Source organism: Stenotrophomonas sp. Sm6012 (genome assembly GCF_030985895.1).
In the GTDB taxonomy this organism is placed as follows: Bacteria; Pseudomonadota; Gammaproteobacteria; order Xanthomonadales; family Xanthomonadaceae; genus Stenotrophomonas; species Stenotrophomonas forensis.
This window is the reverse complement of sequence record NZ_JAPTFX010000074.1, coordinates 1-21,686: the sequence shown is the minus strand read 5'-3', so window position 1 is coordinate 21,686 and position 21,686 is coordinate 1. Positions and strand designations below refer to the sequence as shown.

Below are 21,686 nucleotides of genomic sequence, written 5' to 3'. Positions count from 1 at the left end.
GGGGGGGGGGGGCCCACTCCCCCCGGCCTCGCCCCCCGGCCCCGCGGGTTTGGCGCGTGCCGGCTCCCACGCTCGACTGTACGAAAGCGGTGGCGCGTCATTCTGAGGTGAATTTCTCCACCGCGGAAATCACGCTCGCGCGATCCATCGCTTCTTCATCCTGGCGGTTGCGGATCAACACATAGTGGCCTTCCGCCGGCGACAGCACCTCGATCACCTCGCCGCGGTAGTTGGTGATCTCGATGAAGCCGTTGCCCACGCCGTTGAGGTTGTCGATCTCGGCAATTAATGTCTCCAGGCTCACGATGGCGCCGCCCTTGTCCGTTCCGCCGCCAGTGCGGGGATTGTCGAAGTACACGCTTATCTTCGGCTGCCTGGTCCTATGCCAGTTGTTGACGTCAACGATGTGATGTGTGGACAACCTGAAGTCATCTTCTGATTCGTTGCCGTTGAATTCACACCGGAAGATCGGCAGGCACAGGAACAGACCCGTGCGCTTCTCGATTCGGTTCAGAAGCCCGTGATACGTGCTGGGAACCGCCATCGCATGGGTAAACCCGTAGGCGTTGGGTGGAATCTCGAAGATCGTTGGCCCATCATGTGAAAGATTGTGCGGTGCGTTCAGCACAACGCTGGCGGCGAATTCCGGATCATCGACATTCTTGGACGCGATCGCGAGGTCATGTGCCTTGGCATTCCTTATGCAGCAATAGAGCGTGTAGGTCGCGACTACGTACCTGCTGAAGTAGCAGCCGTGGGCCTCGGCTACCTCTGCGAACGTCGTTAACAGGTCATCCTTGGTGATCATGGGCATCTGGATGGTGGAAAGGCACATAATGGTTTGCTGAAGGTCTTCCGGCCATGCAACTTGTCTGAAAGCACCCGGTTGGCGTCAGAGCCCTTTTCCGTTGGAAAAGGAGTCCGACCCCGATACGCTGCGGGCATGACCCGCAACGTGCTCTTCCTCTGCAGCCAGAACCGCCTGCGCAGCCCCACCGCCGAGCAGGTATTTGCCGATTGGCCGGGCATCGAGACCGCCTCGGCCGGGTTGCTGGCCGACGCCGAGGAAGTACTCAGCCCCGAGTTGCTGCAGTGGGCCGATCTGGTCTTCGTGATGGAAAAGGCGCACCGCAACCGTCTGTCCAGCCGTTACAAGGCATGGCTGAACGGCAAGCGGGTGATCTGTCTGGATATCCCCGACGACTACGACTACATGGACCCGGTGCTGGTGGAGCTGCTCAAGCGCAAGGTGGCGCCGTTCCTGCGTTGACGGGCTGTTGTAGAGCCGAGCCCATGCTCGGCTGCTTCTGGTGGGAAAGGCAGTCGAGCACGGCTCGACTCTACAAAGGCAGTCGAGCAAGCTATGCCGGTCGTCCTGACCGGCACCCTTCGGGCCGTCGCAAGCGACGTTGGCAGCGGCTCCTGCCGCTACCTTCGACTCTACAATGGGGCCTGACATCTTCCAGGAACGCCCCCATGACCCAACCCTCGCTGCACGTCACCGTGAAGTTGAACGCCCGGCTGCAGCCGGAGCACCGCCATGAACTGTTCGAGGATCCGCTCGATGCGCTGCTGCAGGCGGCCCAGGTGGGCGAGCTGACCGGCGGCGGGACCGCGATGTCCGACCTGGGCGAGGTCGAGTACGGCGATATCGAAGTGGCGCTGATCGATGCGAGCGGCGTGCCGAAGCTGATCGATCTGCTGGAGCAGCTGGGTGCACCGAAGGGCTCGCAGCTGCAGGGTGCGGGCGAGGCCGACCGCAGCTTCGGCGTGACCGAAGGCCTGGGCATCTACCTGGACGGCCTCACCCTGCCGGACGAAGTCTACGAGCAGTGCGATTCCAACCACGTGTTCGAACAGCTGTCGGAGAACATCGACGGCCTCGGTGAGATCTGCAGCTGGTGGCAGGGCCCGACCGAGACCGCGCTGTACATGTACGGCGAATCGTTCGAAGCGATGCGTGATGCGATCGCGGAATTCGTGGCCAGCTACCCGCTGTGCCAGAACGCACGCGTGGTGCAGATCGCCTGAGCCAGGCGGGTTACCGGCCGGCCGCCTGCCGCGCATTGTCGCGCAGCGCCATGTCCTTGCCGATCTGGTAGCCGCCGAACAGCACCGCCAAGGCGATGATCGCGGCGACCAGGATGGATGTCTGGGAACTCCAGGCGGGCGGTTTGTTGTCCTGCATGTCGGTCGTCCTTGGGCGCGGCAGTGCGCCGCCGAGCATGCGCCGCACTGACCGGCGCGTGCAAGCGGGCGATGCGCACACGCCGCTGCGCGGCGCCGGATTGATCCTGCTCAAGGCGCGGCCTGCACATCCGGTGTGCAATGGTGTTGTTCCCATCTGGCAGATCGCTACGGAGCCCCACCATGTACAAGCGCATCCTGATTGCCACCGACGGGTCCGAGCTGGCCGACAAGGGCCTGGCCAAGGGCCTGGAGCTGGCCAAGGACCTCAATGCCGAGGTCGATATCGTGACCGTTTCCGAGCCGTGGGCCGTCGGCATGTACGACGCCATGGGCTGGAGCGTGGGCTACATGAACAGCCCCGAGTACAAGGCCGACCGCGAGGAAGGCGCACAGAAGGTGCTGCAGCCGGCGCTGGCCAAGGCCGCCGAGCAGGGCATTACCGCCAACCCGGTGCATGTGCTGGACCGCTACGCGGCCGACGGCATCATCGAGACGGCGGGCGAGCGCAACAGCGACCTGATCGTGATGACCTCGCATGGCCGCCGCGGCGTCACCCGCGTGCTGCTGGGCAGCCAGACCGCCGAAGTGCTGGCACGCAGCACGCTGCCGGTGCTGGTCATCCGCTGATCCACACCCGCTGATTCACGCGTTCCCGGGGAGGGGACCCGACGCCGGCCGCAGGATGCGCGCCGGCGTTGTCTTTTTTGTGGGGTGGTGGGCGTCGGTGTATCCACGCCATGCGTGGATGGGCCGTGCCGATCGCCTTGATGGGGTCGGAGCCCGTTCCTGTGGAAAGGGATCCGACCCCCGGTCACATCACCAGCTGTACAGCTTCCAGTACACCGGCGACACGCCGTCCTTGTCGTTATCGAAACGGCCGTCGCCGTTCTTGTCGTACATGTAGTACGGCGCGCCGCGCGACGGGGTCACCTTGACCATGCGCAGCTGGCCGGACACGCGGTATTCCTCGATGGTGTCGCCATTGTCCATGGTGCGCTTGGAGACATCGGCGCCCTTGACGTCCACCGGGGGAGCACCTGCACCGCCCATGCTGGCGCAGCCAGCGAGCAGGAGCACGGAAGCCAGCATCAGGGTCTTCATCGGCGGGGGCCTTTGCCTGGATAGAGCCCTGATTATGCCCCATCGCCGGGTGCGTGCCGTGTCGTCGCGGTGCAGGCACGGGCGCGTAGAATCGGCGCATGAGCAGATTAGTCCTGATCGACGGGTCCAGTTACCTGTACCGCGCGTTCCACGCGCTGCCGCCCCTGTCCAATGCACAGGGTGAACCCACCGGCGCGCTGTTCGGCGTGGTCAACATGCTGCGCTCGACGCTGAAGGAACGCCCGGCCTACGTCGCCTTCGTGGTCGATGCGCCCGGCAAGACCTTCCGCGATGACCTGTACGACCAGTACAAGGCCAACCGGCCGCCGATGCCCGACGAGCTGCGCAGCCAGGTCGAACCGATGTGCCGCATCGTCGAGGCGCTGGGCATCAGCATCCTGCGCATCCCCGGCGTGGAAGCCGACGATGTGATCGGCACGCTGGCCCTGCAGGGCCTGGCGCAGGACCTGAAGGTGACCATTTCCACCGGCGACAAGGACTTCGCCCAGCTGGTGCGTCCGGGCATCGAGCTGGTCAATACCATGACCGGCAGCCGCATGGATTCGGACGCGGCAGTGATGGACAAGTTCGGCGTGCGTGCCGACCAGATCATCGACCTGCTGGCACTGATGGGTGACACCGTCGACAACGTGCCGGGCGTGGAGAAGTGCGGGCCGAAGACCGCTGCCAAGTGGCTGGCCGAGTACCAGCACCTGGACGGGGTGATGGCGGCCGCGCCGACCATGAAGGGCAAGATCGGCGAGAACCTGCGCGCCGCGCTGGAGCGGCTGCCGCTGAACCGCGAGCTGGTGACCATCCGCACCGACGTGGCGCTGGATGCCAGCCCGACCACGCTGGCCCTGCGCGAGCAGGACGTGCCGGAGCTGACCGAGCTGTATACGCGCTACGGCTTCACCCAGGCGCTGAAGGAACTGGGCGCACCGCTGCCGGCGCCCACTGCTGCCAGTGAGGCCACCCCGAGCCTGCGCGGTACCGCCGCCGGCTTCGCCCGTGGCAGCGCCGAAGCGCCGGCCGCCGGCACGCTGGACCCGGCGCTGGCCGCGCCCGGTGAATACGAGACGGTGCTGACCACCGAGCAGCTGCAGGCCTGGGTCGAGCGCCTGCAGCAGGCCGACCTGATCAGCTTCGATACCGAGACCGATGCGCTGGACGCGATGCGTGCGCGCCTGGTCGGCGTCAGCCTGGCCGTCGAGCCGGGCAGGGCCGCCTACATTCCGGTCGGCCACGATTACCCGGGTGCGCCGGCCCAGCTGCCGATGCAGCAGGTGCTGGACGCGCTGCGCCCGGTGCTGCAGGACCCGGCGAAGAAGAAGCTGGGCCAGCACGGCAAGTACGACCTGCATGTGCTGCGCCGCCACGGCGTGGACGTGCAGGGCTACCACGACGACACCATGCTCGAGAGCTTCGTGCTCAATTCCACCGCCACTCGCCACGACATGGACTCGCTGGCCCTGCGCTACTTGGGCTACAGCACCATCAAGTTCGAGGACGTGGCCGGCAAGGGCGCCAAGCAGATTCCGTTCTCGCAGGTGGGCATCGACGAAGCCAGCCGCTACGCGGCCGAGGACGCCGACATCACCCTGCGCCTGCACCATGCGCTGCAGCCGCAGCTGCTGGCCGAACCGGCGCTGGACAGCGTGTACCGCGACATCGAGATGCCGCTGGTGCCGGTGCTGGCCAGCATCGAAGCCAATGGCGTGCGGATCGACACCGACGAACTGCGCCGGCAGAGCCAGGACCTGTCCTCGCGCATGCTGGCCGCGCAGCAGAAGGCCACCGAGCTGGCCGGGCGCAGCTTCAACCTGGATTCGCCCAAGCAGCTGCAGGCGGTGCTGTTCGATGAGCTGAAGCTGCCCGCGGTGGTGAAGACCCCCAAGGGCCAGCCCAGCACCAATGAAGAGGCGCTGGAGGCGATTGCCGAGCAGCACGAGCTGCCGCGGGTGATCCTGGAGTACCGCGGCCTGGCCAAGCTGCGCAGCACCTACACCGACAAGCTGCCGGAGATGGTCAACCCGGACACGGGCCGCGTGCACACCAGCTACCACCAGTCCGGTGCCGCCACCGGCCGCCTGTCCTCGTCGGACCCGAACCTGCAGAACATCCCGATCCGCACCGAGGACGGCCGCCGCATCCGCCGCGCGTTCATCGCCCCGGAGGGCTTCCAGCTGCTGGCGGCCGACTATTCGCAGATCGAGCTGCGGATCATGGCCCACCTGTCCGAGGACCCGGGCCTGGTGCGCGCCTTCGAACAGGGCGCCGACGTGCACCGTGCCACCGCCGCCGAGGTGTTCGGGCGCACGCTGGAGGAAGTGACCCCGAACGAGCGCCGGGCCGCCAAGGCGATCAACTTCGGCCTGATGTACGGCATGAGCGCGTTCGGCCTGGCCCGCAACCTGGGCATCGACCGTGGCCAGGCGCAGGACTACGTGGCGCTGTACTTCAGCCGCTACCCGGGCGTGCGCGACTTCATGGAGCGGATGCGCCAGCAGGCCCGCGACCAGGGCTACGTGGAAACCCTGTTCGGCCGCCGCCTGTACCTGAACGACATTCATGCCCGCAACCAGGGCCTGCGCGCGGGTGCTGAACGCGCGGCGATCAACGCGCCGATGCAGGGCACCGCCGCCGACATCATCAAGCGTGCGATGGTGGACGTGGACCAGTGGCTGCGTGACAGCGGCGCACCGGCACGGATGATCCTGCAGGTGCACGATGAACTGGTGTTCGAAACCGAAAGTAGTTTCGTCGAAGACTTGCGTTTGCAGGTGGTGGAACGCATGTCGCAAGCGGCCAAACTGCGGGTGCCGCTGGTGGTCGATACCGGCATCGGCAGCAACTGGGACGAAGCGCACTGACTCCGTTTCAGGCCGAAAACGACTTGAATTTGTTCATCAGTCGGAGGTTTCTGACTCGATCATGAATGTTCCCCCGATTGAAGTTCATTAAATTGGGCCCCTTCACGAACCGTTAGTGTTCGGAGTGCTTCTATAACTCTCGACAGGCGCAATGCCTGTTGTGGATCTCTCCCATCCCCTGGAGCAGATCTCGGAACGGGGACTCCTCCCCAAGTGCCCGTTCCCCGGCCCCGTTGACCTCCCCCTGGTCAGCGGGGCTTTTTATTTGTGCCGTTGCCAGATTCCCTGGTCTGCGCCACGCTGGGCCACCGCTCCGCAGGGGAAAACGATGCCCGATCTGTTCGCACTGGCGATGCCGTGGTGGGAGTTCATCCTGCGCGCGGTGGTGGTCTACGTCGTGGTGCTGGGCATGGTCCGGCTCAGCGGCAAGCGCGCGCTGGGGCAGATCACGCCGTTCGACGTGCTGCTGATCGTGCTGCTGGGCAATGCCGTACAGAACGCCCTGCTGGGCACCGACACCTCGCTGGGCGGCGGCCTGCTGCTGGCGGCGACCCTGATCCTGCTCAACTACGGGGTGGGCTGGGTCAGTACCCGCAACCGGCGGATCGAGCGCCTGGTGGAGGGAGAGCCGGTGGTGATCGCGCGCGATGGGCGCCTGTTCGACACCGTGCTGCGTCGCGAACAGGTCACCCGCGCTGATTTCGAGGCTGCCATGCGCCAGCAGGGCTGCCTGGGCGTGGAGGATGTCGAGCTGGCCCTGCTGGAGATCAACGGGCACATCACCATCATCCCCAGGAAGAGCCCCTGACCTGGTAGCGCCGAGCCTGGGCCCGGCTGCACGGTGCATCAGCCGGGCGGGGGACCGGTGCTACCCAGCCCCGGTCATGGCGTGCAGCGGTCGTTGCCCGCCGCAGGCTTGCGCTCGTAGTAGGCGAAGCGGTTGCCACCGTCGATCCCGGCCAGGTTGCCGTTCTGCAGCAGCTGCAGCACGAAGTCGCTGCCGAGTTCGCGATGGATGAGGATGCGGCCGTCGCGCAGGCTGGCGCGCAGTGGCTGCTCGCGGCCCCCGGCTTCGACCACGCCATCCTGGAGGAAGCGCAGCTGCGACAGCACGCTGCGTTCGGCTTCAAAGCTGCCGCAGGGCAGCGCGCTGGCCGTGACCGGTGCCAGCGCCGTGCCGGGAGCGCTGGCCAGCACGCCGAGATCCTTGGCCGGCCCGCAGGCCGGGGCATCCGCGCGCTGCGCACACGACAGTTGCAGCGCCTCGCGGGCCTGCTGCAGGCGGCCACTGCTCCACAAGGTCTCGGCGGTGTCGGCGCAGAACGTTTCGCCCTGCTGCACGCGGCACAAGGCGATCAGTTCATCCAGCTGTGCCGGCAGCAGCGGCGCATCCACCGAATGCTGCAGGCCGAGCAGGGCCTTGCCCATCATTTCCGAGGCGACCTGCCTGGCCACCGCCGTGCAGCCCTCGGCGTCGAACGACGGTGACTCCTCCTTGCAGATCTCGGGCATCGGCGGCTCCGCCGCGCTTGGCGAAGCGTCCTTGGCCTGCTGCTGGTAGGTTTCCAGCAGGCGCATGCAGGCGGCGCCCACGCCCTCGGCGCACCAGGCATGCAGCTTCTGCGGTGCGGCCTCCGGCAGCGCTTCCAGGCACTCGGAGGTATTCATCACGCAGCCGTCTTGGATGGGCTCTGGCATCACCTTGCATGCGGCGGAGCGCTCACGGGTGAACTCGCGGTAGGGCGTGCTGAGGGTGCGTTCGTTGTCGGAGAAGTACCAGTTCTCCAGGCGGCCCGTGGACAGGTTGCCGGTGCCGAGCACGTCGTCCTGGCGGGCGATGCGCAGTTCCTCGGTGGCCTGGTAGGGACCTGACAGGAAGCCGTGGCCCTCGCTTTCAAGGGTCAGCGTGGTGTTGCCGCTGCTGTCCTTGTAGGTGCCGCAGGCCATCGATTGCGCGGCGGCCGGCAGGCTGGCCGAGGCCAGCACGAGCAGCAGCAGGGAGCGCCAACCCGCAGCGCGGGGACGAAGGGAAACAGACGCGGGCATGACATCATCCTTGAGGAAAAAAGACGACCTGTCCGGTGCACGACGCACCGCAGGCGTGGGGATGGCACCACGCGTCAGGCGCGGCGCCGGAAGCTCAGAGCCAGTCGCGCGGCACCAGGTAATCCGCCAGGCGTGCCTCGGCACTGCCGGCGTCCGGGTTGAAGCCGTATTCCCAGCGCACCCGCGGCGGCAGGCTCATCAGGATGCTTTCGCTGCGGCCACCGCTCTGCAGGCCGAACAGCGTACCGCGGTCGTAGACCAGGTTGAATTCCACGTAGCGGCCACGGCGGTACAGCTGGAACTCGCGTTCGCGCTCGCCATGGGGCGTGTCCTTGCGCTGCTGCACGATCGGCAGGTACGCCTCCAGGAAGCCATCGCCGACCGCGCGCAGATAGTCGAAATCGCGCTCGAAATCGCCATGCAGGTCATCGAAGAACAGGCCGCCGACGCCGCGTGTTTCGTTGCGGTGGCGCAGGAAGAAGTACTCATCGCACCAACGCTTGTGCTCGGCGTAACGTTCCTCACCGAATGGCGCACACAGATCGCGTGCGACCCGGTGCCAGTGCTGCACGTCCTCGTCGAACGGATAGAAGGGGGTCAGGTCGAAGCCGCCGCCGAACCAGCTGGCCACCACTTCGCCGTCGCGCTGCGCCTGGAAAAAGCGCACGTTGGCGTGGGTGGTTGGCACGTAAGGATTGAGCGGGTGGAACACCAGCGACACGCCGGTGGCGCGCCACGAGGCACCGGCCAGTTCCGGGCGGTTGGCCGATGCCGATGGTGGCAGGCGACTGCCGGCCACGTCGGAAAAGCCGATGCCGGCCTGTTCGAACACCGCACCATCGCGCAGCACGCGGGTACGCCCACCGCCGCCCTCGGCCCGCTGCCACAGGTCCTCCTGGAAGCGGGCCTGGCCATCGACGGCCTCGATCGCCGCGCAGATGCGGTCCTGCAGATCGGTGAGGTAGGCGCGCACGCGCTCAAATTCGTTCATGGCGCGTACTTTACCGCAGGGCCCGGCCGGGCCGTGCGATGCAGGGCGGTCAGCGCCGTGGTGGGCGGCACCGGCCCGCGTCGGTCACTGGCCGGTAACGCTCGTAGGCGGTCTGAATGTCCATGCCGAGCAGGTCGCCATTGCCCAGCTGGCGCAGCACGAACGTTTCGCCGTGCTGCTGCAGCTGGACGGCACCTTCGTGCAGCCGGGCCTGCCTGCCATCACCGAAGTCGAAACTGTCGAACTGGCCACCGTCGGCCTGGTAGCGGCCACACGGCACCCGCTGCAGCGGCACCAGGCGCAGATCGGTACCGAGTTCACGCAGCGGCGCGGTACGTTCGCAGGCACTGACGCGGCCGCCATCGCAGGTGACCTGCAGGGCCTGCACCGCCAATGCGGGCTCCAGCGCGATCAGCTGCTGCGCGGCCACTTCGACGCAGAAGCGCCCACCACGGTATTGCAGGCACAACTGCTGCAGGCGATCGCGTGCAGCGGCCGGAAGCGGCGCATCCAGCGTGTCTTCGTCTTCCTGTGCCAGCCGTTGGGCCACCCGCCGCATGGCGGTGGCCAGTGCATCGTCGGTCATGGCTTCGCAGGCCTGCCGATCGTGCCCGGCGGTGTGTTCGCGGCACGGCGGCGGGCGCTCGAAGACGGCCGGGGCTGCGTCATCGGCTGCATCCGCCGCACCGCCCTCACGCATCAGCCGCAGCAGCGTCGAGCAGCCCGCACCCACGCCCTCGTCGCAGGCGCGCCGGGCCTGGCCGGGCGAGGCCGTTGGCAGCTGCACCATGCAGTAGCTGCCAGCAGCGCGGCAGCTGCCGGCCACCGCGCCGGGTTCGGCGGTGCAGGCCCGGGACTGGCGCAGGGTGTAGACCACCGTCACGCTGTCCTCGATGCGCTGCCCATCGGCGCTGATCCGGATTGGCTCCGCCACGCCACCGTCGAGCATGACCAGGCGGGTCTGTGCCGCACTGCGATCGACCCACAGCGGCTCCGGCTCACCGATGCCGTTGTGGCGGTAGCCGCTGCTGGGGCTGGTGAACACCAGTGCCATGCCGTCATCGAGGCTGCGGTACTCGCCGCAGCGCAGGGCATCGGCGCTGGCAGGCAGCGCGGCGAACAGCAGCAGGGCAGGAAAAAGAGCCAGCAAGCGCATGCGACGGTCCTTGTCGTGCGAGAAGGGGATGGGGCTCAGCGGAAGCGCGAGCGGATATCGGGCCGCAACAAGCGCCAGGCCAGCCAACCCTGCAGGCCCAGGAACAGCACTGAAGTGCCGAGCAGGGTGAAGGTCATCATCCAGCGACGCGGCTGCAGCGACTGCTGCATCTCCGGCCCGTCGGCGAGCAGCACGATCATGTCGCGCATGAACACGTCCCACCACCAGGTGATCGCGAAATTGGCCAGCGCGCTCAACAGCAGCATCACCACGAAGCTCCATAGGCCCCAGTAGCGTTCGCGCAGCAGCCCCCAGCTGGCCACGGCCGAGACCAGGCAGAGCAATGCAGCGATCATCGAGGCACCCACCGGGTGCGCCAGCAGCCAGGTCAGGCTGTGCATCTGCCGATGCTGTGCTTCACCCGCCAGCAGCTGCCAGAGTGGAACGTCGTGCAGCGGCCACACCAGCAGCCCCTGCAGCACGAAATAGCCGGCCAGCAGTGCGGATAACCAGAAGGACGCCTGGACCAGTGGCCGGATCCACGCGTGGTAGGGCGAAGGCTGCAACGAGGGCGGCGGGAGCGGCACTGACATCCGGTGTCCTTGCAATCGGCACCCGCGCGGTCAGCGGGCCGTCACCCGGGTGGCGACGGCCGGCAGGATATGGTGTTCGCTCAGCGGTGCCAAGGGCAGGCCGTGCGGTGGCTGCAGCGGCACCCAGGCCAGTTCGACAATCTCGGCGCGCGCCTGCGGTGTACCGTCCACCTGCACCCACCACGCCTGTGCCTGCACGCGATGGCCGGGCTCGTTCACCGCCCAGTCTTCAAAGGCGCCCAGCGCGAGGGCGGCATCGGCGCGCAGCTGCACGCCCAGTTCCTCGTCCAGCTCGCGGGCCAGCGCCTGCAGCGGCGCTTCGCCGGGTTCGGGTTTGCCGCCCGGCTGGATGAAGCGGTGGGCGCCCTGCTTGCGCACCACCAGCGCCCGGCCACGGTCATCCAGGATGACCGCGGCCACGATCTCTATCGTGGCCGCGGCAGTGCTCACTTCAGGTTCTGCTCGAACAGCTTGAGGATGCGCTTGTACTGGTCCAGCCAGGAATCGGCACGGACATAGCCGTGGCGTTCCAGTGGGTACGGCGCGATCGACCAGTTGTCCTTGTGCAGTTCGATCAGGCGCTGGGTGAGGTTCACCGAGTCCTGGAAGAACACGTTGTCATCCATCATGCCGTGGGCGATCAGCAGGTTGTCCTGCAGGTTCTGCGCGTACTCGATGGGCGAGGACACGCGGTACGCCTCCGGATCGATGTCCGGGGTGTTGAGGATGTTGCTGGTGTAGCCGTGGTTGTACTGGTGCCAGTCGACCACCGGACGCAGCGCGGCGCCGGCCTTGAAGGTGCCCGGCGAGCGGAACAGCGCCATGAAGGTCATGAAGCCGCCGTAGGAACCGCCGTAGATGCCGGCGTGGTCGCGGTCACCCTGCTGGGTATCGACCAGCCAGTCCAGGCCGTCCTTGTAGTCTTCCAGTTCCGGGTGGCCCATGTTGCGGTAGATCGCCGTACGCCAGTCGCGGCCGTAGCCCTCGCTGCCGCGGTAATCCATGTCCAGCACGATGTAGCCCTTCTGCACCAGCAGGTTGTGGAACATCTGCTCGCGGAAGTAGGCTGGGTAACGCTGGTGCACGTTCTGCAGGTAGCCGGCGCCGTGCACGAACATCACGATCGGGTACTTGCGGCCCGGCTCCTTGTTTTCCGGTTCGTAGTACTTGGCCCAGACCACGCCGGCGCCATGCTTGGACGGCACCGCCACCAGCTTCGGCTGGACCCACTGGCGCGCCTTGTAGCCGGCGGTGCGGGTATCGGTCAGCACGCGCGCCTGGCCACCGGCACTGGGCAGCACCGCCAGCTGCGGCGGCAGGTAGGCGCCGGAGTAGCGCACCAGCAGCTGCTGGCCATCCGGCGACAGCGAGAAGTCCTCCACGCCGTTGAGGCTGGTCAGCTCGCGCACCTGGCGGCTGCCGGTGTCGACCGCGCAGACTTCATAGTCATGCGGGGCCTGCTGGTTGCACAGGAAGTAGAAGCCCTTGCCATCGGCCGACGGTACCGGCGCCGAGGTTTCCCACTTGCCGCTGGTCAGTGCCTGCGGCTTGGCGCTGCCGGCCTGGGTGTACAGGTGCGAGAAGCCCGATTCCTCGGACAGCAGCCACAGCGTGCGGCCATCGGCCATCCAGCCGAAATCGTTGAAGCCCCAGTTGATCCAGGCGTTGTCGGTCAGCCGGTGGCGGTTCTGCACGCGGCCGTCGGCGGCGTTGACGCTGATGATCCAGCGGTCCTTGTTGTCGTTCGCACGCAGCATTACCGCGGCCTGCTGGCCGTCGGCGCTCCAGCGGATGCCACCGCCCATGAAATCGCTCATCACCTGCAGGCTGCGTTCGCCCTTCAGTGCGTCCTTGCCGGCCTTGCGGCGCAGCTCGGCCAGCGGATCGGTGCCGATGCCCGGCAGGCCCGACAGCGAGAGCTTCTCGGCCTTGCCGGTGCGCACGTCGACGTACCACAGGGTGTGCGGCTCGAAGCCGTTGCGGCCAACGCGGGTGCGGGTGTCCTCGGTTTCCTCGTAGCCCGATTCGGTCACGTACAGCGGCATCTTGCCGCCGCGACCGTCGTCGAAGTCCTTCGGCTTGGTCACCACGATCAGGTGGCCCAGGTCCGGCGACAGCACGCTGTCGGCAATCTCCACATCGGTGCCCAGGTACACCGGGCCGGGCGCGCGGGTCGGGTCGGCCTGGCGCCAGCGCTGGTCCTGGTCCTTCAGCGCCTCACGCTGGTCGCGGTCGCGGCGCAGGGTTTCCAGCGTACGCAGCTGCTGGTCGCGCAGCACGTCGGCCTTCGGCGGCGTACGCGGGTCCTTCTCGGCCTTCAGGCTGGCCACCTGCTGCACGCCGCTGGCGGCAGTCCAATGGAACCAGTTCTGGCCGACGCGCCAGATCACACCGTTGTCGGCCGCGAAGTTCACGTTGCCCGCGCGCTCGTTGCTGCGGGTCAGCTGGGTCAGCGCGCCGCTGCGCAGGTCACGCACGAACACGTCGCCATTGCGGACGAACGCACTGCGGCTGCGGCTGCGGTCGTAGACCGGCTCGGCCACGTCCAGGGTGCCGCGCTGGTCATCGGCCACCTGCGCGGCCACGCCACCGGCCAGCGGCTGGCGGAAGGTGTCGCGCACCGGGCTGCCGTTGCGCTTGAGCTGGTATTCCACCTGCTGGCTGTTCCACGACCACCAGGCTTTCTCGACCGGCGGCCCGATCCAGTCCGGGTCGGCCATGGCCTGTTCGATGGTGATCGGCGTCGGCGCGGCATGCGCGGCCGGTGCGGCCAGCACGGCCGACAGCAGGAGGGACAGGGGCAGCACTCGGGACATGGGCGGACGGCACCGGAAGAGGAAACCGGGCAAGGGTAGCAGCCGCCCCGGCCGCGGGCAGGGGCCACAGGTCATGGCAGCGGAATCGGCAAACTGCTGCAACCGGTTGCCGGGCTCGCGCATCCATTCTCCTGAACCCGCATCATCCACCGAACAGGAGCCCGACCATGCAGGAACTGATCCCGATCACCCTCTTCATCTGCATCGCCTACGCGATCCATGCCATTGCCGATGCCCGCGCCCGCAGCAAGCTGGTCGCCCCGCACGTGCCGGAGGAGGTGATCCGCTCGCTGGCCGTGCTGGAAGAGGAGCGCCGCCGCCAGGGCGCGCTGCGCTGGGGCATCAGCCTGGTCTGCCTGGCGCTGGCGATGGCCCTGCTGGAAGCCATCGGTGCCCGTGACCTGACCTTCGGTGCCGCCGCCGCGCTGGTTGGCAGCGCCGGCCTCGGCCAGCTGCTGGCCTGGCACTTCACCCGTCCAGCGGCGCGCAGGGGCTGAGCTGGCCCATGCCACGGGCACAGGGGGCGCCCCGTAGATGAGCCTGCTCGGCGAAGCATTGTCGGCACTGCGGGGCCGTCGCCGCCAGAACATGGCGGCGATCGCAGCACCTGCCGAGCCACTGGATGCAGATCAGGCCCTGGTGCGGGCGATCATCGATGGCTCGCAGGCGGCCTTCGCGCACCTGGTGGAGACCCATCAACGCACCTGCGCGCACGTGATCGGGCGCATGGTCGGCGACCGCGACCAGGTGGCCGACCTGCTGCAGGAGACCTTCCTGGCGGTGTTCCGCCAGCTGCACCGGTTCCGCTTTGAATCCTCGCTACGCACCTGGGTCTCGCGGGTGGCCTACACCACTGCATTGCAGCACCTGCGCCGGCGGCGGCTGGAGGCGCAATGGATGGTGGCGGTGGAGGTGCCCGAGGAACTGGGCATCGGCGATGAAGGGCCCGGGCCGGCCGAACTCAGCGAATCGTTGCAGGCCGGCCGCCAGCTCGGCGCGGCACTGGAGCGATTGAGTGCGCCGCAGCGATTGATGGTGGGCCTGCATTATCTGGAGGATTTCGATCTGGCCGAGATCGAGCAGGTCACCGGGCTGGCGCGCGGTACCATCAAGAGCCACCTGTACCGCGCGCGGCAGGTCCTGAAGCAGGAGTTGACGCGACGCGCCACCGCCGGAGAACTGCTGTGAGCCAATCGACTGACCCTCGCGATGCGGACGAGCGCGCGCTGGCACAGGCGTTGCGTGAACAGAAACAACGGCACGCCGTGCCTGATGTGAGCGAGGCGCTGCAGCAGAGGCTGCACGCGGAAATGCGCGACAGCGGTGTGCTGTACGTGGTGGTGCAGGTGCTGTTGTTCGGGGCGCTGCTGGCTGCCGCGGCCTGGTATTTCTGGCTCTGACAGCCCCCGCCGGGCATGGGGCGCGCCAATCGCTGTTGGTAGATGCCGACCTTGGTCGGCGCTTGGACGCGTGCCAACCCAGGTTGGCAGCTACCAGAGCGGTTGATCGGCAGCGCCAATCGCTGTTGGTGGATGCCGACCTTGGTCGGCGCGTGGATGTGTGCCAACCCAGGTTGGTAGCTACCAGAGCGGTTGACCCCTGCGACAAAGTGAAGCAGCGCGTCACCCGGTCGCATCCCGGCGTAACCAAATCCTCCTAAAGTGGTCCGGTATCCCACCGGTCGCAGGCAGGAGGCGTCCCTTGGACGCGTTGTTGTTGTCCCGGATCCAGTTCGGATTCGTCATCAGTTTCCACGTGCTGTTCCCGGCCTTCACCATCGGCACGGCCAGCTGGCTGGCCTTCATTGAATGGCGCTGGCTGCGCACGAAACTGCCCGTGTGGCGCGAGCTGTACTTCTTCTGGCAGAAGATCTTCGCCGTGTCGTTCGGCATGGGCGTGGTCAGCGGCATCGTCATGGCCTTCCAGTTCGGTACCAACTGGCCGCGGCTGAGCGAAGTGGCTGGCACGGTCATCGGCCCGCTGCTGACCTATGAAGTGCTGACCGCGTTCTTCCTGGAAGCCAGCTTCCTCGGCGTGATGATGTTCGGCTGGGGGCGGGTGTCGCCGCGCCTGCATTTCCTGTCCACCTGCATGGTCGCGCTGGGCACGCTGTTCTCCACGTTCTGGATCCTGTCGTCCAACAGCTGGCTGCATACGCCGGCCGGCTACGAGATGGTCAACGGCATCGTGCACCCTGTGGACTGGTGGCAGGTGGTGTTCAACCCCTCGTTCCCGTACCGCCTGGCGCACATGGCGCTGGGTTCGTTCATCACCACCTGTTTCGTGATCGGTGGCGTCGGCGCGTGGTACCTGCGCAAGGGCACGCACGTGGAAGCCGGCCGGCGCATGCTGGTCGCGGCGGTAGCGTTCGCGGCGCTGACGGTGCCAGTGCAGATCTTCGTCGGCGACATGCACGGCCTGAACACGCTCAAGCATCAGCCGATGAAGATCGCGGCGATGGAAGCGCACTGGCATGAAACCAAGGAAGGCGAGGGCGTGCCGCTGGTGGTGTTCGCGCTGCCCAACGAAAAGGAAGAGCGCAACGATTTCGAAGTGGCGATCCCGAAGCTGGGCAGCGTGATCCTCACCCATTCGCTGGACGGCAGCTTCGATCCGCTCACCTCGGTGCCCGCCAGCGAACGGCCGCCGGTGACGCCGGTGTTCTTCGCCTTCCGCATCATGGTCGGGCTGGGCACGCTGATGCTGCTGCTGGCCTGGGTCTCGGCATTCCAGCTGTGGCGCCGGAAGCTGCTGGATTCACCCTGGCTGCTGCGCGGCTGGAACTGGATGTTGCCGAGTGGCTTCATCGCACTGCTGTCCGGCTGGTTCGTCACCGAAATGGGGCGCCAGCCGTGGGTGGTGTATGGCGTGCTGCGCACCGCCGACGCAGTGGGCCCGCAGAGTGCGTGGATGACCGCGCTGTCGCTGGGTGTCTACGTGGTCGGCTATGCCTTCGTGTTCGGCTGGGGCATCTGGTACCTGGTGAAGATCCTGCGCCATGGGCCGCAGCCGTATGCCGAGGGGCCGTCGCTGGACCACGGCAGCCATACCCCGGCGCGCCCGCTGTCGGCAGCCGACGAACCGCTGGAGGATCGCTGACATGGACCTGATGACCTGGCTGCCGGTGGCGTGGTTCGCGGTGATCGGTTTCGGTGTGCTGATGTATGTGGTGCTGGATGGCTTTGTGCTCGGCATCGGCATCCTCGCGCCGTTCGCCGAAGACGAGGAACAGCTGGACCTGATGATGAACACCGCCGCGCCGATCTGGGACGGCAACGAAACCTGGCTGGTGCTGGGTGGCGCCGGCCTGCTGGCGGCGTTCCCGAAGGCGTACGCGGTGCTGCTGTCGGCGCTGTACCTGCCGGTGCTGCTGCTGGTGGTGGCGCTGGTGTTCCGTGGCGTGGCCTTCGAGTTTCGCTTCAAGGCGCACCGCTCACGCCGGTTGTGGAGCGTGGCGTTCGCGCTGGGCTCGCTGCTGGCCACCTTCGCCCAAGGCGTGATCCTGGGCACGCTGGTGCAGGGCCTGCCCCTGCAGGACGGCGTCTATCACGGCGGCCCGTTCGCCTGGTTCAGTCCGTTCGCGATGTTGACCGGCGCCGCGCTGGTGGCCGGCTACGCGCTGTTGGGCAGTACCTGGCTGATCCTGAAGACCGAAGGCCGGGTACAGGCGCTGGCGCGGCAGATGACCCGGCCGCTGGTGGTGGCGGTGATCGCAGCGATGGGCCTGGTCAGCAGCTGGCTGCCGTTCCTGCAGTCGCGCCTGATGGACCGCTGGTTCAGCGATGGCAACTTCTGGTGGCTGTCGCCGGTACCGCTGCTGACCCTGGCGGTGGCGGCCGCGTTGTGGCGCAGCGCCACCCATCCGCGCCGTGACCTGCCGCCGTTCCTGCTCAGCCTTGCCCTGTTCGTGCTCGGCTTCCTCGGCCTGGTGCTGGGCATGTGGCCGTACCTGCTGCCGCCATCGATGACCCTGTGGCAGGCCGCTGCGCCGGCATCATCGCTGGGCTTCACCCTTGTCGGGCTGGTGATCCTGCTGCCGGTCATCCTCGGCTATACGGCGTGGTCCTACCGGGTGTTCCGCGGCAAGGTGCACGCCGACGCCGGCTATCACTGAGCACCGGGCCAAGGCTGAACGCCGTCGCCACATTGCTGAACCTCGTCGGGGAAACACCGTCGATCACGCCGCCATCGTCGGCTGACGGCTTTCCCCGGTGTCGGCTTTCCGACACAATCATGGCTCTTCCCGGGTTATTGTCCCGCGGACATGCACGCCTACGTCTATAAAAGCCAACTCAAGCCGGACACCTACGTCTACGTTCCCCGACGCGAAGATTTCAGCGCGCTGCCTGCGCCGCTGCTCAAATCGCTGGGGACGCTCACTTTCGTGCTGGACGTCGCCCTGGATGCCCAGCGCCGCCTGGCGCAGGCCGACCCGGACAAGGTCCGCAGCGAAATGAGCGAACGCGGCTTCTACCTGCAGGTGCCGCCTTCGGTGGCCAGCCTGATGCCGCGGCACTATGACTGATCCCTCCCGTCCGCGCGCGCTGTCGATCGCCTTCACTGTTGGCGCCGTGCTGGCGCTGGGCGCTGCCGTGGGCGGCGTCCCGGGCGCCCTGCTTGCCGCATTGGCGCAGCCTGCGTTCGCGCTGGGCGTGTCGTGGTGGCGGCGCAGCCGCGCGCTGCTACCGTTGAAGGTGGTTGCTCGCCAGGATCTGCCGGCGCTGCTGGCGCTGTGGGCGGCCGCACCGGTCCTGTTGGCGCTGCTGCTGGCCTGGCCGCTGGCCGCGTTGCGTGACAGTGGCAGCCTGGCCGCGGTGCTGGGCCTGAGCGTGCTGGTCAGTGCCGGCCTGCTGGCGGCCTGGCGTACCTGGCCGTTGTGGAACGATGTCGAACGCCTGGATGGCAGCCTGGCCCAGCACTGGCAGGCGCTGGCAGGGCGTGACCTGACCGCCTGGCGCGGCCTCGGTGTGGCCGCGCTGGTGATCGCGCTGGCGGCACTGGTGGTGCTGCCGGCCTGGCCGGGCCTGCTGCCGGAAAGTGCACGATGGCCGGCCGCGCTGGCGGTGGTGGTGCTGTCGCCGCTGCTGCACCTGCTGCTGCAGCGGGTGGCGCCCGCACCGCTGGTGTCGTTGCGTACCGGCGCGTTGAACGCGACCAGCCACGAACACGAACCGATGTTCGCCGCCGCGGCCGAGACCGCGCCGCTGGAGGCGATGGCGCCGCAGGAACTGACCCCGGCCCTGTACGAAGCCGCCCGCCATGGCCGCATCGACCGCGGCCTGCAGCTGCTGCAGGCCGGTGCCGATCCCTATGCATTGCCGGACCCGAACTGGCGCGACCAGCGCAGCCTGGCGGTACTGGCCGCGGTGCTGCCCGACCTTCGCCTGCTGCGCGAACTGATCGCCCGCGGCGTCGACGTGAACGCGCCGCACCGCGGCATGACCCCGCTGCTGGCGGCGACCCGTGACAGCTGGCATGGTCGCCCCGAAGCGGTGATGACCCTGCTCGCCAACGGCGCCGATTCGCGCGCAACCGACGGCGACGGCAACACCCCGCTGCACCATGCCGCGCGCAGTTCCGACCCGGGCGTGGCGGCGCTGCTGCGCGATGCCGCGGCCGAAGTCGATGCGCTGAACAGTGATGGCTGGTCGCCGCTGGCGGTAGCCTGCCAGGTCGGCAACTGGCGCCTGGCGCGTTTCCTGCTCGAACGCGGTGCCCGCAGCGAGCCGGCCGAAGGCACTCCGGTGCTGCTGGCTGCCGCCGCCACCGAAGACGACGATCCGGCCGGCGTACAGCTGCTGCTCAAGCACAAGGCACGCGCCGACGCGCGTGATCGCCAACGCCGCAGTGCGCTGCACGAGGCCGCATTGGCGGGCCACGTCGAGATCATCGGCGTGCTGCTCGGTGCCGGCGCCAACCTGGAAGCACGCGATGCGCTGGGCCGTACGCCGTGGCTGGAAGCGGCCCGTGCCGGTCGCGCTGCGGTGATCGAGCACCTGCTGCCGCACAAACCCGACCTGGTTGCAGTGGACGGCGAAGGCCGCAACGCAGTGCAGCTGGCGGTGATGGCCGAGGATGTCTCGCCGCTGCTGATCAAGCGCCTGGTCGAGCTGGGCATCGCCGCCGATGCCGCCGATCCGGTCGGCCGCCGTGCGGTGGACTATGCCGCCGAAGCGGGCCGCTGGGCGATCGTGGCCCTGCTGGACCCGTCCTATCCGTTGCCGGCCGCCGTCAGTGATGGGCTGGCCGAGCGCGGCGAAGCGGCCATGGCCAGCGGCCTGCTGCCGGACCGTCCGCCGCTGACCCTGCTGCGGGAAGCGCTGGGTTTCGGCAACACCGAAGGCATGGCCGCGCTGGCCAGGCTGTGCCAGCCGGAAGAACTGGGTGGCCTGCTGCTCGATCCGGAGCTGGCGCTGGAACCGCGTGCGGTCGACTGGCTGCTGGGCCACGGCGCCGATCCCTATGTGCGTGACGCCTGCGCCGACACGCCGATGTTTGCGCTGCTGTCGCGCGGCATCGATGCGGTGCCTGCACTGCAGGTGATGCTGCAGCGTGGCCTGTCGCCGGCCGGGCGCGGTGGCCTGGCGCGCTTCCTCGCCGCCTGCGCCCAGCACGACCAGGCCGCCCGAGGGCTGGAACAGCTGGCGCTGGAATTGCTGGAACGTGGTGCCGATCCGTTTGCGGCCTCGCCGGCCGGCGATCCGCCGCTGTCGCTGGCGGTACGCCTGGGTTGGCTGCGCCTGCAGCAGGCTCTGTTGAAGGCTGGCGTCGATCGCGAAGCGCGCGACAGCCACGGCATGACCGCCTTGCATCTGGCCACCGCGCTGGCTCGCGAAGGTGCATTGAAGCTGCTGGTGCAGCACGGCGCCTCGCCGGAAGCACGCGCCGCCGATGGCCAGACGCCGCTGGGCGTGGCGCTGTCGATTGGTCGCCGTGACCTGGCCGACTGGCTGGACTGGCGGGTGTGGCCGTTGCCACGCCGCACCCTGCGCGAGGCCGATCTACCCGCCGCCGCGATGGCCGGTGATGTGGACGCTGTGCGCCGCCTGATCGATCTGGGATTTGCGGTCGACGCGGTTGATGCACAGGGCTGCACCGCGCTGCTGCGTGCGGCCGGTGGTGGCCATCTGGCAGTGACCGACCTGCTGCTGGCGCGTGGCGCCGATCCGCAGCACGCGGCGGCCAGTGGTGCCACGCCGTTGTCGGCGGCGGTCAGCATGCGCCAGGTGGACATCGTCTCGGCCCTGCTCGATGCCGGTGCCAAGCTGGAACATCGCCTGCCCGGTGGTGTGACGGTGCTGATGCTGGCCTCGGCGCTGGGCCTGCCGGACATCGTCGCGCGCCTGCTGACCGCCGGTGCCGATGTACATGCCGGTGACGCGCAGCAGCTGGGTCCGCTGCACTGTGCCGCGCTGTATGGCTTCAGTGCCCGTGATCGCTCGCGCCTGCTGGCCCTGCTCGACACCCTGCTGCTGGCCGGTGCCGAGCCGGACCAGGCTGCTGCCGGTTCGGTCACGCCGTTGCTGCTGCTGCTGGGCGCACGCGCCGAGCCGGGCACCGCCTGCGACGAGCAGGTGGTGATGGCCGCGGTGGAGCGCCTGCTGGATGAGGACGTGAGCCTGGACGTGCGCGACCCGCGCGGCTTCGGCCCGCTGCACCTGGCCGCCCTGCACGGTTTGCCGCTGCTGGTGCAGCGCCTGCTGCGTGCCGGTGCCGATCCGGACGTGCGCGACAGCCTCAACCGCAGCCCCCGCGAGATCGCCGTGATGCGCGGTTTCATCGACGTGGCCGGTGAGTTCGAGCCGCGCGTGCCGGGCGTTTCCTCGATGGCCCGGTTCCTGCGCGACAACGGCTGATCCCTGGAAATGGGTAGTGCCGGCCGCTGGCCGGCAACCTGATGAAATCACCGGAATTCCGAGG

At 67.9% G+C, this 21,686-nt stretch carries 21 protein-coding genes; 12 read left to right on the top strand and 9 right to left on the bottom strand.

Annotated features, from left to right (window positions below; genetic code table 11):
• Positions 1–97: 97 nt before the first annotated feature.
• Positions 98–808: a hypothetical protein gene (locus O0J73_RS13530; protein ID WP_308308905.1), complete on the bottom strand. Its 711-nt coding sequence runs from the start codon at positions 806–808 to the stop codon at positions 98–100.
• Positions 809–943: 135 nt separating this feature from the next.
• On the opposite strand from O0J73_RS13530, the gene O0J73_RS13525 reads away from it, so the two are divergent.
• Positions 944–1,270: a low molecular weight protein tyrosine phosphatase family protein gene (locus O0J73_RS13525; protein WP_053498324.1), complete on the top strand. Its 327-nt coding sequence runs from the start codon at positions 944–946 to the stop codon at positions 1,268–1,270.
• 206 nt (positions 1,271–1,476) lie between these two features.
• Positions 1,477–2,031 (top strand): hypothetical protein, encoded by a 555-nt coding sequence (locus O0J73_RS13520; protein ID WP_006476818.1) that lies wholly within the window; start codon positions 1,477–1,479, stop codon positions 2,029–2,031.
• A gap of 10 nt (positions 2,032–2,041) precedes the next feature.
• Here O0J73_RS13520 and O0J73_RS13515 read toward each other — a convergent pair whose 3' ends face one another.
• On the bottom strand, positions 2,042–2,188 hold the full coding sequence (locus O0J73_RS13515; RefSeq protein ID WP_006476817.1) for a hypothetical protein: 147 nt from the start codon (positions 2,186–2,188) through the stop codon (positions 2,042–2,044).
• A gap of 182 nt (positions 2,189–2,370) precedes the next feature.
• Between O0J73_RS13515 and O0J73_RS13510 the strand changes: the two genes are divergently transcribed.
• On the top strand, positions 2,371–2,817 hold the full coding sequence (locus tag O0J73_RS13510; protein WP_005411629.1) for a universal stress protein: 447 nt from the start codon (positions 2,371–2,373) through the stop codon (positions 2,815–2,817).
• 189 nt (positions 2,818–3,006) lie between these two features.
• On the opposite strand, the gene O0J73_RS13505 is transcribed toward O0J73_RS13510, so the two are convergent.
• A complete protein-coding gene (locus O0J73_RS13505) occupies positions 3,007–3,291 on the bottom strand; it encodes a DUF2782 domain-containing protein (RefSeq protein ID WP_040006855.1) in 285 nt (94 codons plus the stop codon).
• Positions 3,292–3,389: 98 nt separating this feature from the next.
• Between O0J73_RS13505 and polA the strand changes: the two genes are divergently transcribed.
• The gene (gene polA / locus O0J73_RS13500) at positions 3,390–6,164 is read left to right on the top strand and encodes a DNA polymerase I (protein WP_197563346.1); all 2,775 of its coding nucleotides are present in this window, start codon (positions 3,390–3,392) and stop codon (positions 6,162–6,164) included.
• A 328-nt stretch (positions 6,165–6,492) separates the two neighbouring features.
• Positions 6,493–6,972 (top strand): YetF domain-containing protein, encoded by a 480-nt coding sequence (locus O0J73_RS13495; protein WP_271262232.1) that lies wholly within the window; start codon positions 6,493–6,495, stop codon positions 6,970–6,972.
• Positions 6,973–7,046: 74 nt separating this feature from the next.
• Here the strand turns inward: O0J73_RS13495 and O0J73_RS13490 are convergent, their stop codons facing one another.
• The 6 genes from O0J73_RS13490 to O0J73_RS13465 form a co-directional block, all read right to left on the bottom strand.
• Positions 7,047–8,210, bottom strand: coding sequence for a hypothetical protein (locus O0J73_RS13490; RefSeq protein WP_308308904.1), 1,164 nt, complete (start codon positions 8,208–8,210; stop codon positions 7,047–7,049).
• Between the two features lie 94 nt (positions 8,211–8,304).
• On the bottom strand, positions 8,305–9,201 hold the full coding sequence (gene hemF, locus O0J73_RS13485) for an oxygen-dependent coproporphyrinogen oxidase (RefSeq protein ID WP_197563350.1): 897 nt from the start codon (positions 9,199–9,201) through the stop codon (positions 8,305–8,307).
• 49 nt (positions 9,202–9,250) lie between these two features.
• Positions 9,251–10,357 carry a hypothetical protein gene (locus O0J73_RS13480; RefSeq protein WP_308308903.1) on the bottom strand — a complete coding sequence of 369 codons (1,107 nt, stop codon included), beginning with the start codon at positions 10,355–10,357 and terminating at the stop codon, positions 9,251–9,253.
• Positions 10,358–10,392: 35 nt separating this feature from the next.
• Positions 10,393–10,950, bottom strand: a complete 558-nt coding sequence (locus tag O0J73_RS13475) for a hypothetical protein (protein ID WP_197563354.1) — start codon at positions 10,948–10,950, stop codon at positions 10,393–10,395.
• 30 nt (positions 10,951–10,980) lie between these two features.
• A complete protein-coding gene (locus tag O0J73_RS13470) occupies positions 10,981–11,400 on the bottom strand; it encodes an NUDIX domain-containing protein (protein ID WP_308308902.1) in 420 nt (139 codons plus the stop codon).
• The gene (locus tag O0J73_RS13465) at positions 11,397–13,766 is read right to left on the bottom strand and encodes a S9 family peptidase (protein WP_308308901.1); all 2,370 of its coding nucleotides are present in this window, start codon (positions 13,764–13,766) and stop codon (positions 11,397–11,399) included. The genes O0J73_RS13470 and O0J73_RS13465 overlap by 4 nt, the downstream gene beginning before the upstream one ends.
• Positions 13,767–13,933: 167 nt before the next feature.
• On the opposite strand from O0J73_RS13465, the gene O0J73_RS13460 reads away from it, so the two are divergent.
• The 7 genes from O0J73_RS13460 (at position 13,934) to O0J73_RS13430 (ending at position 21,622) form a co-directional block, all read left to right on the top strand.
• On the top strand, positions 13,934–14,263 hold the full coding sequence (locus O0J73_RS13460; RefSeq protein WP_303637224.1) for a hypothetical protein: 330 nt from the start codon (positions 13,934–13,936) through the stop codon (positions 14,261–14,263).
• A gap of 37 nt (positions 14,264–14,300) precedes the next feature.
• Positions 14,301–14,954, top strand: coding sequence for a sigma-70 family RNA polymerase sigma factor (locus O0J73_RS13455; RefSeq protein WP_308308900.1), 654 nt, complete (start codon positions 14,301–14,303; stop codon positions 14,952–14,954).
• Entirely contained in the window at positions 14,951–15,166 is a 216-nt protein-coding gene (locus tag O0J73_RS13450; protein ID WP_308308899.1) for a hypothetical protein, read from the top strand. Before O0J73_RS13455 ends, O0J73_RS13450 begins: the two co-directional genes overlap by 4 nt.
• Positions 15,167–15,467: 301 nt before the next feature.
• Positions 15,468–16,865 carry a cytochrome ubiquinol oxidase subunit I gene (locus O0J73_RS13445; RefSeq protein WP_008266442.1) on the top strand — a complete coding sequence of 466 codons (1,398 nt, stop codon included), beginning with the start codon at positions 15,468–15,470 and terminating at the stop codon, positions 16,863–16,865.
• A 1-nt stretch (position 16,866) separates the two neighbouring features.
• Positions 16,867–17,880: a cytochrome d ubiquinol oxidase subunit II gene (cydB, locus tag O0J73_RS13440; protein ID WP_006476247.1), complete on the top strand. Its 1,014-nt coding sequence runs from the start codon at positions 16,867–16,869 to the stop codon at positions 17,878–17,880.
• Between the two features lie 150 nt (positions 17,881–18,030).
• A complete protein-coding gene (locus tag O0J73_RS13435; protein WP_006476245.1) occupies positions 18,031–18,291 on the top strand; it encodes a YcgL domain-containing protein in 261 nt (86 codons plus the stop codon).
• Positions 18,284–21,622, top strand: a complete 3,339-nt coding sequence (locus tag O0J73_RS13430) for an ankyrin repeat domain-containing protein (RefSeq protein ID WP_308308897.1) — start codon at positions 18,284–18,286, stop codon at positions 21,620–21,622. The genes O0J73_RS13435 and O0J73_RS13430 overlap by 8 nt, the downstream gene beginning before the upstream one ends.
• Positions 21,623–21,686: the final 64 nt, after the last annotated feature.

What these genes read in the sequence shown, in the direction of transcription:
- O0J73_RS13505 (WP_040006855.1), bottom strand. Translation starts at nt 3,291, where the DNA reads ATGAAGACCCTGATGCTGGCTTCCGTGCTCCTGCTCGCTGGCTGCGCC.
- O0J73_RS13525 (WP_053498324.1), top strand. Translation starts at nt 944, where the DNA reads ATGACCCGCAACGTGCTCTTCCTCTGCAGCCAGAACCGCCTGCGCAGC.
- O0J73_RS13430 (WP_308308897.1), top strand. Translation starts at nt 18,284, where the DNA reads ATGACTGATCCCTCCCGTCCGCGCGCGCTGTCGATCGCCTTCACTGTT.
- O0J73_RS13465 (WP_308308901.1), bottom strand. Translation starts at nt 13,766, where the DNA reads ATGTCCCGAGTGCTGCCCCTGTCCCTCCTGCTGTCGGCCGTGCTGGCC.
- O0J73_RS13475 (WP_197563354.1), bottom strand. Translation starts at nt 10,950, where the DNA reads ATGTCAGTGCCGCTCCCGCCGCCCTCGTTGCAGCCTTCGCCCTACCAC.
- O0J73_RS13510 (WP_005411629.1), top strand. Translation starts at nt 2,371, where the DNA reads ATGTACAAGCGCATCCTGATTGCCACCGACGGGTCCGAGCTGGCCGAC.
- hemF (WP_197563350.1), bottom strand. Translation starts at nt 9,201, where the DNA reads ATGAACGAATTTGAGCGCGTGCGCGCCTACCTCACCGATCTGCAGGAC.
- O0J73_RS13490 (WP_308308904.1), bottom strand. Translation starts at nt 8,210, where the DNA reads ATGCCCGCGTCTGTTTCCCTTCGTCCCCGCGCTGCGGGTTGGCGCTCC.
- polA (WP_197563346.1), top strand. Translation starts at nt 3,390, where the DNA reads ATGAGCAGATTAGTCCTGATCGACGGGTCCAGTTACCTGTACCGCGCG.
- O0J73_RS13455 (WP_308308900.1), top strand. Translation starts at nt 14,301, where the DNA reads ATGAGCCTGCTCGGCGAAGCATTGTCGGCACTGCGGGGCCGTCGCCGC.
- O0J73_RS13530 (WP_308308905.1), bottom strand. Translation starts at nt 808, where the DNA reads ATGATCACCAAGGATGACCTGTTAACGACGTTCGCAGAGGTAGCCGAG.
- O0J73_RS13435 (WP_006476245.1), top strand. Translation starts at nt 18,031, where the DNA reads ATGCACGCCTACGTCTATAAAAGCCAACTCAAGCCGGACACCTACGTC.
- cydB (WP_006476247.1), top strand. Translation starts at nt 16,867, where the DNA reads ATGGACCTGATGACCTGGCTGCCGGTGGCGTGGTTCGCGGTGATCGGT.
- O0J73_RS13520 (WP_006476818.1), top strand. Translation starts at nt 1,477, where the DNA reads ATGACCCAACCCTCGCTGCACGTCACCGTGAAGTTGAACGCCCGGCTG.
- O0J73_RS13460 (WP_303637224.1), top strand. Translation starts at nt 13,934, where the DNA reads ATGCAGGAACTGATCCCGATCACCCTCTTCATCTGCATCGCCTACGCG.
- O0J73_RS13515 (WP_006476817.1), bottom strand. Translation starts at nt 2,188, where the DNA reads ATGCAGGACAACAAACCGCCCGCCTGGAGTTCCCAGACATCCATCCTG.
- O0J73_RS13495 (WP_271262232.1), top strand. Translation starts at nt 6,493, where the DNA reads ATGCCCGATCTGTTCGCACTGGCGATGCCGTGGTGGGAGTTCATCCTG.
- O0J73_RS13480 (WP_308308903.1), bottom strand. Translation starts at nt 10,357, where the DNA reads ATGCGCTTGCTGGCTCTTTTTCCTGCCCTGCTGCTGTTCGCCGCGCTG.